We start from the raw sequence: 16,312 nt of genomic DNA, 5'->3' as shown, positions 1-16,312 counted from the left end.
TCACGCGGACTCGCCCACGCCGGAGCGTCCGCCCCGAATCGATGACATCGGATCGTTCACGGGGCGGTCGTCGCGACGATCTGCTCCCGGGTTCGCTCGGCGGTACGTGCGGCCCAGCGACCCGTCGACACGAAGCCGACGATGATGATCCCGACACCGCACAGCGCCATGAGGACCCACGCCGGATGTGACGCCGTCGCCAGTCCGTCGGAGACCGGACCCTCGATGCCGGCGAACGCGACGGCACCGAAGATCGCGACGCCCAACGAGATCCCGACCTGTCGGCTGGTCGAGGCGATCGCCGACGCGACGCCTGCCTGCGATCGTGGCATACCCGAGACGGCCGCATTGGTGATCGGGGCGTTGACCAATCCCATACCCACCCCGAGGAAAAGGTAGGCGACACCGAGATACCACATGCTGGTGTCGTGACCGGCCTGCGTCAGCATCACGCCGCTCGCCAGGACCATCACACCGGCCCCGACCATGGGCACGCGCGCGCCCCGATCGCCGACCAGTCGGCCCGACAGCGGCGAGAACACCGCGTTCGCCACCGCCATCGGCAACGTCATCAACCCGGCCTGCAGTGGACTCAACCCGCGCACCTGCTGAAGGTAGAGCGTGTTGAGGAACAGGAATCCACCCATCGCACTGAACGCGAGAACGGCGCCGATCACCGAGCTGCTGAACGGGACGCTGTGGAAGAAGCGAAGATCCAGGAGCGGCTCATGCCTGCGCGATTCGACGAGCAGGAACAGGAGGAGCGCCACGATCGCGGCGGTGAACGCGCCGACGACCAGACCGGAGTCCCATCCGAGACCGCGGCCCTCGATGATGCCGTACGTGAGGGTGGCGAGGAAGACGAGGATCAAGAACTGACCGGCGGGATCGGGCCTGCGCGCACGGGCCGCCTTCGACTCCGGCACCAGGATCGCGGTGAGGATGCAGGCGGCCAGGCAGACCGGGACGTTCAGCCAGAAGATCGCCTCCCAGCCGATGCCATCGACCAGCGCACCGCCGACGAGCGGGCCGAGTGCCATGCTCACGCCGATTGCCGTGCCCCACATGCCGATCGCCCGTGCCCTCTCCTTCGGCTCGGTGAAGGTGTTGGTGATGATCGACATCGCGACGGGGTTCATCATCGCGCCACCGACAGCCTGGAGCATGCGCGCACCGATGAGCATCTCCGGCGACACGGCCAATGAGCAGAGGATGGAACCGAGCCCGAAGACGGTGAGTCCCACCTGGAAGACTCGTTTGCGACCCAGTCGGTCGCCCAATGACCCGCCCAGCATCAGCAGGCTGGCGAGCACCAGGGTGTAGGCGTCGATCACCCATTGCAGTTGGGATGCCGTCGCGCCGAGTTCGGAGCCGATCGCCGGTAGGGCGACGTTCACGCCCGAGGTGTCTATCCCGACGATGAACAGGCTCAGACAGCACGTCGCCAGGATCGCCATGCGGCGGCGCGTACCGAGCTCGGAGATGTCCGCCACGGGTCCGGCCATGGTCGGAAGGTTCATGATTCGGCCGCCTCTCGGAGGGCGTCGAGCAGCGAGCCCAGATCGCGCAGTTGCTCGTCGTCGAGCGAGGCGAACATCGTGGGGGCGATGGCCGGGTCGGCGATGACCGAATCGACGATCCGGCGACCGTCATCGGTGATGGTGACCACCTTGTATCGGCGGTCGGTGGGATGGGGCTCGCGCGTGACCAGCCCCCGGTCGACGAGGTCGTTGACGATGCCACTGGTCGCAGGTGCATCGATGCCGAGACGCTTGGCCAGATCGCTCTGGGTCAGGTCGCGCACGGCGATCCGGCGCAGCGCACGGAATCGGCTGAACGGCATGTCGACGCGCGCGTCGATCCGGGCGCGCGACTCCACGGCGTGGTCGCGTACGAGGCTGTTCATCGCGAACCAGAGTTCGGTGGCAGTCGGTACGGCTGCCACCGATGGCGCGCCTTTCCGCGAATCAGTTGTACGCATACAACGATTGTATACACACAACTGTCTCGCACGCGACTCAGGTCAGGTGTTGAAGTAGGTCAGGTGTTGAAGTACTTGGCCTCCGGGTGATGCAGCACGAACGCATCCGTCGACTGCTCGGGATGCAACTGCAGTTCCTCCGACAGCACCACACCGATCCGTTCGGGCTCGAGCAGCTCCATCATCTTCGCGCGATCGTCGAGGTCGGGGCAGGCACCGTAGCCGAACGAGAAGCGGGCGCCCCGGTACTCGAGGTCGAAGAAGCCCTGTGCGTTCTCCGGATCCTCCCCCGCCAACGACGTTCCCGCCACGGTCAACTCACTGCGCACCCGCTGATGCCAGAACTCCGCCAACGCCTCGGTCAGCTGCACACCGATGCCGTGCACCTCGAGGTAGTCGCGGTAGGCGTCCTCGGCGAACAGCTTGTTCGCGAAGTCCGCGATCGGCTGGCCCATGGTGACGAGCTGGAACGGGAGCACATCGACCTGGCCTGCGGCCTTCGCCTGCTCGCGCGACGAGATGAAATCTGCGACGCAGAGGAACCTGGAACGCTGCTGCCGCGGGAACTCGAAACTGTGGCGCACCTCGGCGTCCGGTCGCGACTCGGCCAGCACGTGGACCGTGTCGCCCTCGCTCACCGCCGGGAAATAGCCGTAGACGACGGCGGCATGCTGGAGGATGCCCTCGGTTGCGAGTCGGTCGATCCAGTAGCGCAGCCGTGGGCGACCCTCGGTCTCGACGAGCTCCTCGTACGACGGCCCCTCTCCCCCACGTGCGCCGCGAAGTCCCCACTGTCCGAGGAACAACGCGCGCTCGTCGAGCAGCTGGAGATAGTCCGCCACCGGCACGCCCTTGACGATCCGGGTGCCCCAGAACGGAGGTGTCGGGATCGCGTTGTCGGCGGCCACATCCGATCGGGCCGGAACCTCGACCGGGGTCTCCGCGGCCTTGCGCTTCTCGGCGATCCGCCGCGAACGTTCGTGCCGGGCCTTGCGCTCCTCCACCTTCTGCCTGGCGGCGATCGCCTCCGGGCTGTTCGGATCCGGACCTTCACCGCGTTTGGTCGCCATGATCTCGTCCATGAGCCGCAGACCTTCGAAGGCGTCGCGCGCATAGTGGACATCGCCGTCGTATGTCTCGGACAGATCGTTCTCGACGTAGGTACGGGTGAGCGCGGCCCCACCGAGCAGGACCGGGAAGCTCGTGGCGACCCCGCGAGAGTTGATCTCCTCGAGGTTCTCCTTCATCACCACTGTCGATTTGACGAGCAGCCCGGACATGCCGATGACGTCGGCCCGCTTGTCCTCGGCAGCCTCCAGAATGGTGTTGATCGGTTGCTTGATACCGAGGTTCACCACCTCATACCCGTTGTTGGACAGGATGATGTCGACGAGATTCTTGCCGATGTCGTGGACATCTCCCTTGACGGTGGCGAGCACGATGCGGCCCTTGCCGTCCTCGCCGGTCGCTTCCATGTGCGGTTCCAGATGCGCGACAGCGGTTTTCATCACCTCGGCGGACTGCAGCACGAACGGGAGCTGCATCTGCCCCGACCCGAACAGTTCTCCGACGGTCTTCATGCCCGAGAGCAGTGTCTCGTTGATGATCTCCAGCGGCGGCTTCTCGGTCATCGCCTCGTCGAGGTCGTCCTCGAGGCCGTTGCGCTCACCGTCGACGATGCGGCGTTCCAGACGATCGAACAGCGGCAGTTTCGCCAGTTCGGCCGCGCGGGATTCGCGTGCGGACGCCGCCGACACCCCTTCGAACAACTCCATGAGCTTCTGCAGCGGGTCGTAGCCCTCACGACGCCGGTCATAGACGAGATCGAGCGCGACCTTGCGGTGTTCTTCGGGGATCCGGGCGATCGGCAGGATCTTCGACGCGTGCACGATCGCGGTGTCGAGCCCGGCCTGCACACATTCGTGCAGGAACACCGAGTTCAGCACCTGCCGGGCGGCCGGGTTCAGGCCGAACGAGATGTTGGAGATACCCAGTGTGAAGTGCACGTCCGGGTGCGCCTCGTGGAGGCGGCGGATGGCCTCGATGGTCTCGATGCCGTCGCGTCGGACCTCTTCCTGCCCGGTGGAGATCGGGAACGTGAGGGCATCGATGATGATGTCTTCCTCGGACAGACCCCAGTTCTCGGTGATGTCGGTGATCAGCCGCTCGGCGATCCGGATCTTCCAGTCCGCGGTCCGCGCCTGTCCCTCTTCGTCGATGGTCAGCGCGACCACGGCGGCGCCGTGCTCCACCACCAGCTCCATGATGCGGGTGAACCGCGACTCGGGCCCGTCGCCGTCCTCGTAGTTGACCGAGTTGACCGCACAGCGGCCGCCCAGCGCTTCCAGACCGGCCTTGATGACCGGGGGTTCGGTGGAGTCGAGCATGATCGGCAGCGTCGACGACGTCGCGAACCGACTGGCCAGCTCCGTCATGTCGACCGCACCGTCGCGGCCCACATAGTCGACGTTGAGGTCGAGCATGTGCGCGCCGTCGCGGGTCTGATCCTTGGCGATGTCGAGGCACTTCTGATAGTCCTCGGCGATCATCGCCTCACGGAAAGCCTTGGAGCCGTTGGTGTTCGTCCGCTCACCGATCACCAGGAAGCTCGCATCCTGATCGAACGGGACCGCGCTGTAGAGCGACGACGTCTCGGCGATGTGCTCGGGTTTCCGCTGCGCCGCGGTCACGTCGGCCACCCGGTCGGCGACCTGGCGGATGTGTTCGGGTGTCGTTCCGCAGCAGCCGCCCACGAATGCCAGTCCGAAGTCGGAGACGAAATCACCCAGGGCGTTCGCCAGCTCGTCGGGCTGCAAGGGATATTCGGCGCCGTTGGCGCCCAGCACGGGCAGACCGGCATTCGGCATGACCGACACCGGAATCCGCGCGTGCTTGGACAGGTACCGGAGGTGTTCGCTCATCTCGGCGGGCCCGGTCGCGCAGTTCAACCCGATCATGTCGACGCCGAGCGGTTCGATGGCGGTCAGTGCGGCACCGATCTCCGAGCCCAACAACATGGTGCCGGTGGTCTCCACGGTGACGTGACTGATGATGGGGATCGATCGCCCGAGATCGTTCATGGCGCGACGTGCCGCCACGATCGCCGCTTTGACCTGCAGCAGATCCTGCGACGTCTCGACCAGGATCGCGTCGGCGCCGCCGTCGAGCATCCCGGCGACGCACTCGTAGTACGCGTCGCGGATCACGGCGAAGGTCGTGTGGCCGAGGCTGGGCAGTTTGGTGCCGGGCCCGATCGAGCCGAGCACGAAGCGCGCGGTCCCATCGGCCGACGGACCCATCTCGTCGGCCACGCCACGCGCGATGCCGGTGCCTTTGTAGGACAGCTCGCGGATGCGGTCGGCGATGTCGTAGTCACCGAGATTCGAGAGGTTGCAGCCGAAGGTGTTGGTCTCGACCGCGTCCGCACCGGCCTCGAAGTAGGCGCGGTGGATGCCGGCGAGCACATCGGGGCGGGTGTCGTTGAGGATCTCGTTACAGCCCTCGAGACCGTTGAAGTCGTCGAGGGTGAGATCGGCAGCTTGCAGCATGGTGCCCATGGCCCCATCGCCGATCAGCACACGGCGCGACATCGCGGTGAGGAATGTCGTGTCGTAGGCGGCCGGGTCGGTGGTGCGGGTCGACATGGTTGTCAGCGTAGTTCGCCCTCTCTCGGGGTTCGGTCGTAGGCTGGTTCAGTGAACGCTGAGCAGAGGTCGAACCTTCCCCAGCTGCGCAAGCCCATCCTGTTGGCCGCCTTCGAGGGGTGGAATGACGCGGGGGACGCTGCCAGCAGCGCGATCGAGCATCTGGCGCTCACCTGGGATGCCGTTCCGCTCGCCGACATCGACTCCGAGGACTATTACGACTTCCAGGTGAATCGACCCACTGTCAAGCAGATCGACGGGGTCACCCGACGGATCGACTGGCCCACCACGTCCATTTCCTACTGCACCCCCCAAGGTGCGGACCGTGACATCGTACTCGTTCGCGGCATCGAGCCGAACATGCGCTGGCGGGCGTTCTGTGCGGAGATCGTGGACCTCGCCCGACAGCTGGATGTGGAGACGACGGTCATGCTCGGCGCGCTACTCGCCGACACACCACACACGCGTCCCGTTCCGGTGACCGGCACGGCCTACAGCAGTGAGTCCGCTGCACAGTTCAACCTCGCGGAGAGCCGCTACGAGGGGCCCACCGGGATCACCGGAGTGCTCCAGGATCTGTTCGTCCAGGCGGGGTTGCCTGCGGTGTCGTTCTGGGCCGCGGTGCCCCATTACGTCTCCACTCCCCCGAATCCGAAGGCGACGGTGGCACTGCTGAACCGGGTCGAGGAGGTCCTTGACGTGGAAGTACCCCTGGCGACGCTGCCCGAGCAGGCCGAGGAGTGGGAGCGCGCGGTCACCGAGATGACCGAGGACGACGAGGAGATCGCCGACTACGTTCGCGGGCTCGAAGAGCGCGGCGACGCCGAGATCGACGCCGACGACGTGATGGCCAAGATCGACGGGGACGCCCTGGCCGCCGAGTTCGAGCGCTACCTCAAGCGACGCGGACCGGGCGGGACCGGCCGCGGCCAGGGGTCGTTCGGGAGCTGAGGGACATCGGGTCGGCCGTCAGCCGATCCGCTCGATCGACACGACCGGCGTCGTGATCCGCCAGGTGCGCACGTCCGGATCGTCGGCAGCCCGAACCCAGAACTGGGCGGATTCACCGACCCGGCAGGACTTCACGCCCAGGAGCGGGATGTCTTCGGAATCACGACGCAGCCGGCTGACGGCCCATTCGTCACTCTCGGTGCCGCCCACCCCCGGCGCCCTGAGCAACGTCATGTCGTCGAAGTCCAGCAGGTAGGTCGATGTGCGGGTCACCACCGTCCACACCCCGGCAGCGGTGTCGGGATCGATTTGCTGAGCGCGTGCCACGGGAGAACTGTACCGATCCCGTTTCCGACCTTCGCGACGACGTCGGCTCGTCCTGCCCGGACGCGTGTTGCTAGGACAGGGCGACGCCGAGCAATGCGTCGACGGCCTGCTCGATCTCTCCGGGAGCCCCGGTGGATCCGCCGATCCCCTGGGCCACATCGCGACACCACGCGTCGATCGCGGCCAGTGCCTTCGGGGTGTCGAGATCGTCGGCGAGGTGCTGGCGCACCCGCGCGATGACCGGTGCCGCATCCGGACCGGTGGGCGCCGACGTCGCGGTGCGCCACCGCTGTAGACGCTCGCGCGCCTCGTCGAGAACCGCATCCGTCCACATCCGATCGGCTCGATAGTGATCTGCGAGCAGGGCGACCCGGATCGCAGCCGGGTCCACACCCTCACGGCGCAGGCCGGAGACGAACACCAGATTGCCACGGCTCTTCGACATCTTCTCGCCGTCGAGGCCGACCATCCCGGTGTGCACGTAGTGCCGGGCGAACCGGCGCGAGTCGGTCAGGGCCTCACCGTGGGCGGCGGAGAACTCGTGATGCGGGAAGATGAGGTCGTTGCCACCGCCCTGGATGTCGAATTCGACGCCGAGGCGGTTCAATGCGATCGCCGAGCACTCGATGTGCCAGCCCGGACGTCCCGGCCCCTGCGGCGAGTCCCAGGACGGCTCCCCGGGGCGCGTCGCGCGCCACAACAATGCGTCGAGCGGGTCTCGTTTGCCTGCCCGGTCGGGGTCGCCGCCCCGCTCGGCGAAGAATTTCTCCATCGTCGCGCGGTCGTACCCGGACTCGTAGCCGAACTGTTCGGTCGCGTCCGTGCGGAAGTACACGTCGGGATACTCGGCATCGTCGACGACATAGGCCGCCCCGGACGCCAACAGCTTGCCGACCACCTCGATGACCTCACCGACCGATTCGATGGCGCCGATGTAATCGCGTGGCGGGAGCACCCGCAGCGCGGTCATGTCGTCGCGGAACAGCTGGGTCTCGCGCGCACCCAGGTCCTGCCAGTCGATGCCGTCACGTTCGGCCCGCTCGAAGAGCGGATCGTCGACGTCGGTCACGTTCTGCACGTAGTGCACGTCGTGTCCGAGGTCACGCAGCACGCGGTTCACCAGGTCGAAGGTCACGTAGGTGGCGGCATGCCCCAGATGGGTCGCGTCGTAGGGGGTGATCCCGCAGACGTACATGGTCGCGGTCTCGCCCGGACTGACCGGACGAACCTGTGCGTCGGAGGTGTCATAGAGGCGGAGTGCCGGCCCGGTGCCCGGCACGGCCGGAAGGGCGGGGTCAGGCCAAGACTGCATGGGTCCACTGTATGGCCCGGCTCGCAACGCGCCCCGTCGGGATCGGATGCCCGACCGGGCGAGCCATCGGCAGCGGTCAGAAAGGCGGCCACGGAATCGGCCGGTGACCCGGTGGGAGCGGCATCGTCTCATGCTCGACGAGCTCGCCGGCACGTACGGCCATCGCTAGGATCTCGTCATCGGTGATGTGCCCGGCCAGCTCTGTGGTGAGAGGGTGGTCGGCCGAGGTCAGGTGGTCGACGAGGCCGGCGAGATCGGCCAGGAGATGTGCCGGGATCGGCTCGCCCGCCCATCCCCACAAGACGGTCCGCAGTTTGTCGTCGGTGTGCAGGCAGATCCCGTGATCGACGCCGTACACCCCGCCGTCGAGGCCTTCCAGGACATGGCCGCCCTTGCGGTCGGCGTTGTTCAGCACGATGTCGAGCACGGCCATCCGCTGGAGCCGCGGGTCGTCGGCGTGCACGAGGACGACGGGTTCCCCGAGCCCGTCGAGCGCGCGCAGGATCGCCCGGTAGCCGGTCGGCACGGTGTCGGCGGGACACAGGTCGACCAGATCGACCCGCGGAGTCGGGAGGTCGGTGGCCGTTCCCACCCTCGACGGCGGCTCGTCGTTCTCCGCGGTCACCACCCACCGCTGCACCATCCCCGGCCCGAGGGGCCCGTCACGATGGATGGTCGTCGGGATGACCGACCAGCCGAGTGCCTCCGACACCAGGTACGACGACACCTCGCGTCCCGCGAGCGTGCCATCGGGAAAATCCCACAGCGGCACCTCGCCCCGGACCGGCTTGTAGACACAGCGCACCTCGGTGTCCCCGAGCACGGCGTCGCAGACCAGCGTCGCGTTGCTCGCCGACGGGATGCGTCCGATGATGACCAGCTCGCCGGTGCGGAGCGCATCGACCTCCGCGGCATCCCGCTCGTCTCGACGGTCGCGCGCACCCGACGTCTCGGGCCCGGGCCCGAACGGTTCTCCGACGGTCACATCAGTCCTGCGGGTTCGAACCGGGATCGGTGTCTTCGTCGGGGTCGGTCGGGTCGACGTCCAGGTAGCCGCCCTCATCCTGGATCGTCAGGTTCCGAAACACCTCTGGATCGACGAAGTCGAGCGATTTGCTGAGTTCGGCGTCGCGCTTGTACCCGTTGGTCCGCACACACAGGTGACCGTCGGGATCGAGTGGTTCGTGGCAGAGCGGGCAGGGCTGCCGTCCGGCCGAGATCACGCGTGACGATCGCGCGGCGAACTCGCGGGCCGCCTCGGTGGTGAGGAATACCCGTACGGCGTCAGGCCCTTCGTCGGTGTCATCGAGGACGACGCTCTCGTCGAACTCGCCCTCGGTGATCGCCAGCAGCTCCACCACGACGGCCTCGGACTCGGCATCCCAGCCCAGACCCATCGTGCCGACACGGAATTCCGCGTCCACCGGCATCGCCAGTGGACTGAGGTCGCCGACGTGGTCGCTCTCCGGGGGGATGGCCGTCCCGAATCGCCGGTGGATCTCGTCGAGCAACGCACCGATGCGGTCGGCCAGGATGGCCACCTGCTGCTTCTCCAGCATGACGCTGACGATTCTCGTCTCGTGCACGGCCTGGAGGTAGAACGTTCGGTCGCCCGGCTGGCCGACCGTACCGGCAACGAACCGGTCCGGGGTTCGGAACACGTGTATCGCGCGAGACATCACACCTCCTTGGCTTGTTCGTCCATTATCCGCGTGCGAGGGGGGTGGCCGCAGCCTTGTCGCCACGATCGCGGCCGTCGACGCCGGTAGCACCTCCGACTACGGCGTCCTCACCTGCGGTGTCCTCGGCGGATCCGTTACTCGACGCCGCCTTCTCGCGGTGTGGTGGTGGGACCGAGAGGACCGCCGTGCTGTTGACCGTGTGCACATAAGGGCGGGTGGGACCGTATCGGATGACGCTGATCGACGCGGGTTCGACGACGATCCGCTGGAAAGAATCGAGATGCATGCCCATCGCGTCGGCGATCACCGCCTTGATCACGTCGCCGTGCGAGCAGGCAACCCAGACGCCGCTGCCGTCCTCGCCCCCGTGCACCCGGTCGAGGTCGCGGATCGCGGCGACGGCCCGCGCCTGGACAGCTGCGAGGCCCTCGCCACCCGGAAACACCGCGGCCGACGGATGCTGCTGCACCGTCTTCCAGAGCGGCTCCGAGAGCAACTCCTTGATCGGCCTGTTCGTCCACTCCCCGTAGTCGACCTCCGCGAGGGCATCCACCACCAGTTCGGGGACGTCACGATCGGTGTCGGCGGCAAGCACCGACATCAGCGGCGCCACGGTCTGCGCACAGCGATCCAACGGGGATCTCGCCACCGCGGCTATCTCATCCATGCACACACCGAGCCGGTCGATCAGGGCGGCGGCCTGTTCACGCCCCTTGTCGTCGAGGCAGACCCCGGGCGTCCTCCCAGCGAGCACCCCCGAGGTGTTGGCCGTGGAACGTCCGTGTCGCACCAGAATCACGGTCATATCTCAACCATAGGCGTAGCCGCCCACACGGATCGCGGCGCGACGGTCCGCCGACGTCATGCCGGGTCGGGTCACGTGGCGCTGATCACGCCCCCGGCGAGCAGGCCCATCACGGTGAGCCCGAGAATCACGCGGTACGCGCCGAACCAGTTCATCGAATGGGCGCTGACGAAGCGCAGCAGCCAGGCGATCGACGCATAACCGATGACGAAGGCGATGAGCGTGGCGACCAGCAGCTGCGGTCCGGATGCCTCCATCCCCTCGCCGCTGGGGTCGAACGCGTCGGGAAGGCTGAACAACCCCGACGCGGTCACCGCGGGAATGGCGAGCAGGAACGAGAAACGAAATGCCGCTTCTCTCTCAAGCCCGAGGAACAGTCCGGCACTGGCGGTCGCCCCCGATCGCGAGACCCCGGGCACCAAGGCAAGACACTGGGCCAGTCCCATCACGACGCCGTCGCGCAGCGTCAACTGTTCCATCGACCGTTCCTTGCGCCCATAGCGCTCGGCGAGCCAGATGACGCCTGCGAACACGATCAACACGGTCGCGACCAGCCAGAGGTTGCGCCCGGTGGTCCGGATCTGGTCCTTGAACAGGAATCCCAGCACACCGATCGGGATGGTCGCGAAGATCACGTACCAGCCGATGCGGTAGTCGAGGCCACGCTCCTCCTGATTCGTCAGGCCGCGGAACCATGCCGCCACGATCCGCACGATGTCGCGCGCGAAGTAGACGAGCACGGCCGCTTCGGTCCCGAGCTGGGTGACCGCGGTGAAGGAAGCGCCGGCATCCCCTCCGAACATGATCTCGGATGCGATCCGCAGGTGGCCCGACGACGAGATCGGCAGGAACTCGGTGAGACCCTGCAGCGCGCCGAGCACGATCGCCTGGATCCACGTCATGGTGTCTGTCACGGCGGCTGATGCTACGTGGAAACCCGATGCGGCACCGCATCGCCCACACCGGCGTTTCCCGGCATCCGCCGCAGATCCGGCACGTGTCATCCCGCGACCCCGCGCGTCCCGGATCGGCGTCGTGACGCAAGATGGTGAGATGCACGTGCCGAGATCACCGCGCCCGAGCCACCTGTTCACCGCGGTGCGCAGGCCTGCGCCGATCGCCGCCGGGATCGTCGCGATCGCTGCCGTCGTGGTCGTGTCGGGGTGCGGATCCTCCGGCGACACCTCGTCCACCCCGAACGTGCCGACCGTCACACCGGCGACCGCCGAGCAGGCCCCGCCCGGCCCGGCCGCCGCGCCGGCAGGTGCCGTGGTGCCGACTCCCGCGCACAGCCGTGGACTGGCGATCGACTCCAGCACCGTCGCGGTGCTCGATCCGGCCGGGACCACTGTCCTGCGTTACGCCACCGACCGGATCTCCGACGTTCCGCAACGATCGACGACACCGCCCCTGACCCGCATCGTCGGTGGTGGCGATGGTTCGTTCCTAGGCGTCGGTTCGGACGTCATCGCACGCATCGCCGCCGACGGCGCGGTGACCACCACCCCGATCTCCGCCGCCGACCCGACCGCGGTGGCACGCACCGCATCTGGACAGGTGCTGCTCGGTACCGCCGACGGTCGACTGCTGGTCTTCGATCGCGATCTGCAGCCGGTCCGGGTCATCGACAAGTTCATTCGGGTCGATGACATCACCGTGTCGCCATCGGGTGCCGACCTCTCCGACGAACAGGTCGTCGTCCTCGATCGTGCACAGTCCTCGGTCACCCCGGTCACCATCTCCGACGGCGACCTCGGCCCTGCGCTGCGGGCGGGCAACGGGGCCACCAACTCCACCGTCGACCGGTACGGGCGTGTGCTGGTCGCCAACACGCGCGACGACGAGATCATCGGATTCTTCGGATCTCCGCTGGTCATGCGATTCCGGTATCCCGTGTCCGCGGGCCCATACGCCGTAGACTACGACGACACCCACAACCTGATGTGGGTGTCGACGACGGCGAACAACGAGGTGGTGGCCTATGACCTGTCCGGTGGCGAACCCGTGGCGAAGCAACGATTCCCGGCGGTCGCCCAACCGGACAGCATCGCCGTCGACAACACGTCCGGCACCGTGTACGTCTTGTCGGACCGGGGTGGCCTGCAGGTCGTTCCGCCCGCCTACCGGCCGCCAGGCGTCGCGGGCGTCGGTCCGTCGGGTCGGTGATCATGTCGACTAGCCAGAGCACCGGCAGCCTCTCCCCCCGCCGCGGCCGCGCGTCGTCCCGGTTCGGGTCGCGCCACCCTCGCGGTTGGGAGGTCAGTTCGGATACCCACGAGTGCGTGCTGTTGACACTGCCACCCGACGTGACCAGGATCACCGCAGCGCTGCGGCTGTCGATCGAGGCCGAGTTCGGCGGCTGGGAGCTGAAGCGGGTCCGGCTCTACTCCGACGGGACGCGAAAAGTATTGCTGCGCCGCAAGAAACCGCCAGGTCCCCGTCGCTCTGATGCCGGCCTCGACCATGCGGGCTACCCCGACGAAGGTGCCACCGCGTGCTGAACCGGATCAACGGCGCGATCTACCCGATCCTGTTGCGGTTGATGTTCCGGCTCTCCCCGGAGCGCATCCACGCGATCGCCTTCCGCGCCATCGGCCTCGTCGGTCGGGCCCCGATCCTGCGCGGGCTCGCCGCGCAGGTCCTGGCCACCCACGATCCCGTGCTACGTCAGCGCGTGTTCGGCGTCGACTTCCCCGCTCCTCTCGGGCTGGCGGCCGGATTCGACAAGAGTGCCTCGGCGGTGAACGCCTGGGGCCAGTTCGGATTCGGCTATGCGGAGATCGGGACCATCACCGGACAGGCGCAACCCGGCAACCCCACCCCGCGACTGTTCCGCCTCCCCGCCGACCGCGCGCTCGTCAACCGGATGGGGTTCAACAATCCCGGATCCGGCGAGGCCGCCCGGCATCTGGCCGCATTGCGACCGGGTCCGGTGAGCGTCCCGATCGGGGCCAACATCGGCAAGACGAAGGTCGTCCCGGTCGAGGACGCGGTCGACGACTATCGGGTCAGCGCGCGCGCACTGGGCCCGCTCGCCGACTTCGTCGTGGTCAACGTGAGCTCGCCCAACACGCCGGGACTCCGGGATCTCCAGGCGGTCGACTCGTTGCGGCCGATCCTGACGGCGGTACAGGAGGAGGTCACCGTACCGGTCTTGGTGAAGATCGCCCCCGACCTCGCCGACCCGGACATCGATGCCGTGGCCGACCTCGCCGTCGAACTCGGGCTCGCCGGGATCGTGGCGACCAACACGACTATCGAGCGCAGCGGTCTGCAGACCCCTGCCGACGACGTCGCCGCCCTCGGTGCGGGCGGCCTGTCCGGGGCCCCGCTCGCCGACCGGTCGCTGGCCGTGCTGCGCCGACTCCATGCACGGGTCGGCGGACAGGTCGCGCTCGTCAGCGTCGGCGGTATCGAGACGGCGGATCAGGCCTGGGAGCGCATCCTCGCCGGCGCCGATCTCCTGCAGGGCTACACCGGATTCATCTACGGCGGGCCGTTGTGGGTCAAGGAGATCCACGACGGCATCGCCGAACGGGTGCGCGCCGGCGGCTTCGCGAGTCTGGCCGACGCGGTCGGCAGCGCAGATTCGTGGCCATGACACGCGGTGGTCGCGTGTCATGGCCACGATGTCGGCGACTCAGGATGTCGGCGACTCAGATGTCCTCGGAGGCCTGTTCGTAGGTGCCGACGATGGTGGCCCGCGCGATCGCATGCGAGAACAGGTTGAAGCCGAGGTACGCAGGGGTCGCGCCGTCGGGCAGACCGAGCGACTCGACATCGACGGCGTGCACCACCACGAAGTAACGGTGAGGACCGTGGCCGGGCGGCGGGGCGGCGCCGATGAACCGCTTCTGTGCCGCGTCGTTGGCGAGCGTCACCGCACCCGAAGGCAGCCCGCTGCCGGTGTCGTCACCGGCCCCCGCAGGCAGCGTGGTCGCCGAGACCGGGATGTCGGCGACCGCCCAGTGCCAGAAACCCGACGCTGTCGGTGCGTCGGGGTCGTACACGGTGACCGCGAAACTCTTGGTCTCCGAGGGGAATCCGGACCATGTCAGTTGCGGCGACAGATCTTCGCCGCCTGCCCCCATGATCCCGCTCACCTGCTCGTTGCGCAGCGGACCGCCGTCGGCGATGCTTTCCGACGTCAGGGTGAAACCGGGCAGTGTCGGTAGCGGGTCGTACGGGTTGAACGACATCAGAACACCTTTCTCGGGTCAGCGCGGAACAGGTCGAACGCGCAACGGACTCCAGTACATCAACTGTGTAGCAGAAAGTGCTCGAACACCTTGGTCCCGAACACCACCGCGTCGACGGGTACACGCTCGTCCACACCATGGAACAGTGCGGCGAAATCCAACTCCCGCGGGAGTTGCAGTGGGGCGAAGCCGAAGCAGCGGATGCCGAGCTTGGCGAACGCCTTCGCGTCGGTGCCGCCGGAGAGCATGTACGGGACAGTCATGCCCTGTGGGTCATGGGCGAGGATCGCGTCGTTCATCGCATCGACCAGATGGCCGTCGAAGGTCGTCTCGTACGAATCGAGATGGGTGATCCACTCGCGGGTCACAGTGGGGCCGATGAGATCGTCGACCTCCTTCTCGAACGCCTCCTGACGCCCGGGCAGCACGCGGCAGTCGACAACCGCCTCGGCCTTCTGCGGGATCACGTTGGCCTTGTAGCCGGCCTTGAGCATTGTCGGGTTCGCGGTGTCGCGCAGCGTGGCGCCGATGATGCGGGCCAGATTGCCGAGCTTGAACAAGGTCGTGTCGAGGTCGGGGGCGTCGGGGCTCAGATCCAGTCCGGTCTCGTCGGAGACCGTGGCCAGGAACTGGCTCACCGATTCGGTCATGACCAACGGAAATGTGTGCCTGCCAAGGCGGGCAACTGCTTCCGCGACTTCGGTGACCGCGTTGTCGGAGTGCAGGAAGGAGCCGTGTCCGGCCGTGGCGTCGGCCGTCAGCCGCATCCACGACAGACCCTTCTCGGCGGTCTCGACCAGATAGAGGCGCCGCTGCGTACCGTCGGGCCGATCGACGGTGAGGGAGAATCCGCCGACCTCGCCAACCGCCTCGGTGATCCCCTCGAAGAGGTCGGGCCGGTTCTCGACCAGCCAGTGGGAGCCCCAGGTGCCGCCCGCCTCCTCGTCGGCGAGGAAGGCGAAGACGATCTCCCGCGGCGGGACGGTGCCGTCACGTTTGAACTGACGCGCGAGCGCCAGCGCCATGCCGACCATGTCCTTCATGTCGACCGCGCCGCGACCCCAGATGTATCCGTCCGAGACGGTCCCGGAGAAGGGGTGCACGCTCCAGTCCGCGGGTTCCGCGGGGACCACGTCGAGATGACCGTGCACGAGTAGTGCCCCGCGGTCGGAGTCGACCGGCCCCGGGAGTCGAGCGAAGATGTTGCCCCGGCCCGGTCGTCCGGACTCGACGTACTGGGTGGTGTACCCGACTTCCTCGAGGAGTTGCGCCACCCATTTGGCGCATTCCTCTTCGCCTTTGGTGGTGTCCGCCTCGCCGGTGTTCGTCGTGTCGAACCGGATGAGACGGCTCACGATGTCGACCACTTCGTCGACCGCACGATCGACCACAGGCTGGGAAGTCACCCCTC

The 16,312-nt window shown here is 67.4% G+C and carries 15 protein-coding genes; 4 read left to right on the top strand and 11 right to left on the bottom strand.

What is annotated here, in order from left to right; translation table 11 throughout:
- Positions 1–56 precede the first annotated feature (56 nt).
- From OVA31_RS22890 to metH, 3 genes are read right to left on the bottom strand one after another with little or no spacing between them, the layout of a single operon-like run.
- Positions 57–1,520 (bottom strand): MFS transporter, encoded by a 1,464-nt coding sequence (locus tag OVA31_RS22890; protein WP_267628818.1) that lies wholly within the window; start codon positions 1,518–1,520, stop codon positions 57–59.
- Positions 1,517–1,981, bottom strand: coding sequence for a MarR family winged helix-turn-helix transcriptional regulator (locus OVA31_RS22885; RefSeq protein ID WP_267628817.1), 465 nt, complete (start codon positions 1,979–1,981; stop codon positions 1,517–1,519). The genes OVA31_RS22890 and OVA31_RS22885 overlap by 4 nt, the downstream gene beginning before the upstream one ends.
- A 59-nt stretch (positions 1,982–2,040) precedes the next feature.
- On the bottom strand, positions 2,041–5,625 hold the full coding sequence (metH, locus tag OVA31_RS22880; protein WP_267628816.1) for a methionine synthase: 3,585 nt from the start codon (positions 5,623–5,625) through the stop codon (positions 2,041–2,043).
- A 51-nt stretch (positions 5,626–5,676) separates the two neighbouring features.
- On the opposite strand from metH, the gene OVA31_RS22875 reads away from it, so the two are divergent.
- The gene (locus OVA31_RS22875; RefSeq protein ID WP_190268631.1) at positions 5,677–6,576 is read left to right on the top strand and encodes a PAC2 family protein; all 900 of its coding nucleotides are present in this window, start codon (positions 5,677–5,679) and stop codon (positions 6,574–6,576) included.
- A gap of 18 nt (positions 6,577–6,594) precedes the next feature.
- On the opposite strand, the gene OVA31_RS22870 is transcribed toward OVA31_RS22875, so the two are convergent.
- The 6 genes from OVA31_RS22870 to OVA31_RS22845 all read right to left on the bottom strand — a co-directional run bounded on the left by OVA31_RS22870 (position 6,595) and on the right by OVA31_RS22845 (position 11,616).
- Positions 6,595–6,903: a hypothetical protein gene (locus OVA31_RS22870; protein ID WP_267628815.1), complete on the bottom strand. Its 309-nt coding sequence runs from the start codon at positions 6,901–6,903 to the stop codon at positions 6,595–6,597.
- Positions 6,904–6,973: 70 nt separating this feature from the next.
- Positions 6,974–8,215 carry a cysteine--1-D-myo-inosityl 2-amino-2-deoxy-alpha-D-glucopyranoside ligase gene (gene mshC, locus OVA31_RS22865; protein ID WP_267628814.1) on the bottom strand — a complete coding sequence of 414 codons (1,242 nt, stop codon included), beginning with the start codon at positions 8,213–8,215 and terminating at the stop codon, positions 6,974–6,976.
- Between the two features lie 76 nt (positions 8,216–8,291).
- Entirely contained in the window at positions 8,292–9,200 is a 909-nt protein-coding gene (locus OVA31_RS22860; protein WP_267628813.1) for an SCO1664 family protein, read from the bottom strand.
- Between the two features lies 1 nt (position 9,201).
- On the bottom strand, positions 9,202–9,894 hold the full coding sequence (locus OVA31_RS22855; RefSeq protein WP_267628812.1) for a DUF3090 domain-containing protein: 693 nt from the start codon (positions 9,892–9,894) through the stop codon (positions 9,202–9,204).
- 25 nt (positions 9,895–9,919) lie between these two features.
- Positions 9,920–10,702 carry an MSMEG_4193 family putative phosphomutase gene (locus OVA31_RS22850; RefSeq protein ID WP_267628811.1) on the bottom strand — a complete coding sequence of 261 codons (783 nt, stop codon included), beginning with the start codon at positions 10,700–10,702 and terminating at the stop codon, positions 9,920–9,922.
- Between the two features lie 71 nt (positions 10,703–10,773).
- Entirely contained in the window at positions 10,774–11,616 is an 843-nt protein-coding gene (locus OVA31_RS22845) for an undecaprenyl-diphosphate phosphatase (protein ID WP_164309651.1), read from the bottom strand.
- Positions 11,617–11,755: 139 nt separating this feature from the next.
- On the opposite strand from OVA31_RS22845, the gene OVA31_RS22840 reads away from it, so the two are divergent.
- From OVA31_RS22840 to OVA31_RS22830, 3 genes are read left to right on the top strand one after another with little or no spacing between them, the layout of a single operon-like run.
- A complete protein-coding gene (locus OVA31_RS22840) occupies positions 11,756–12,868 on the top strand; it encodes a YncE family protein (protein WP_420714229.1) in 1,113 nt (370 codons plus the stop codon).
- Between the two features lie 2 nt (positions 12,869–12,870).
- On the top strand, positions 12,871–13,203 hold the full coding sequence (locus OVA31_RS22835) for a DUF5703 family protein (protein WP_267628809.1): 333 nt from the start codon (positions 12,871–12,873) through the stop codon (positions 13,201–13,203).
- Positions 13,197–14,303 carry a quinone-dependent dihydroorotate dehydrogenase gene (locus OVA31_RS22830; protein ID WP_267628807.1) on the top strand — a complete coding sequence of 369 codons (1,107 nt, stop codon included), beginning with the start codon at positions 13,197–13,199 and terminating at the stop codon, positions 14,301–14,303. Before OVA31_RS22835 ends, OVA31_RS22830 begins: the two co-directional genes overlap by 7 nt.
- 55 nt (positions 14,304–14,358) lie before the next feature.
- Here the strand turns inward: OVA31_RS22830 and OVA31_RS22825 are convergent, their stop codons facing one another.
- Both OVA31_RS22825 and OVA31_RS22820 read right to left on the bottom strand, forming a co-directional pair.
- Positions 14,359–14,904 (bottom strand): YbhB/YbcL family Raf kinase inhibitor-like protein, encoded by a 546-nt coding sequence (locus OVA31_RS22825; RefSeq protein WP_267631667.1) that lies wholly within the window; start codon positions 14,902–14,904, stop codon positions 14,359–14,361.
- 56 nt (positions 14,905–14,960) lie between these two features.
- Complete coding sequence (locus OVA31_RS22820; RefSeq protein ID WP_267628805.1) at positions 14,961–16,307, bottom strand: M20/M25/M40 family metallo-hydrolase; 1,347 nt, start codon at positions 16,305–16,307, stop codon at positions 14,961–14,963.
- Positions 16,308–16,312: the final 5 nt, after the last annotated feature.

The sequence above is a fragment of the Gordonia sp. SL306 genome (genome assembly GCF_026625785.1).
GTDB lineage: Bacteria > Actinomycetota > Actinomycetes > Mycobacteriales > Mycobacteriaceae > Gordonia.
The sequence above is the reverse complement of the archived record's forward strand: the minus strand, read 5'-3'. Positions and strand labels throughout refer to the sequence as shown.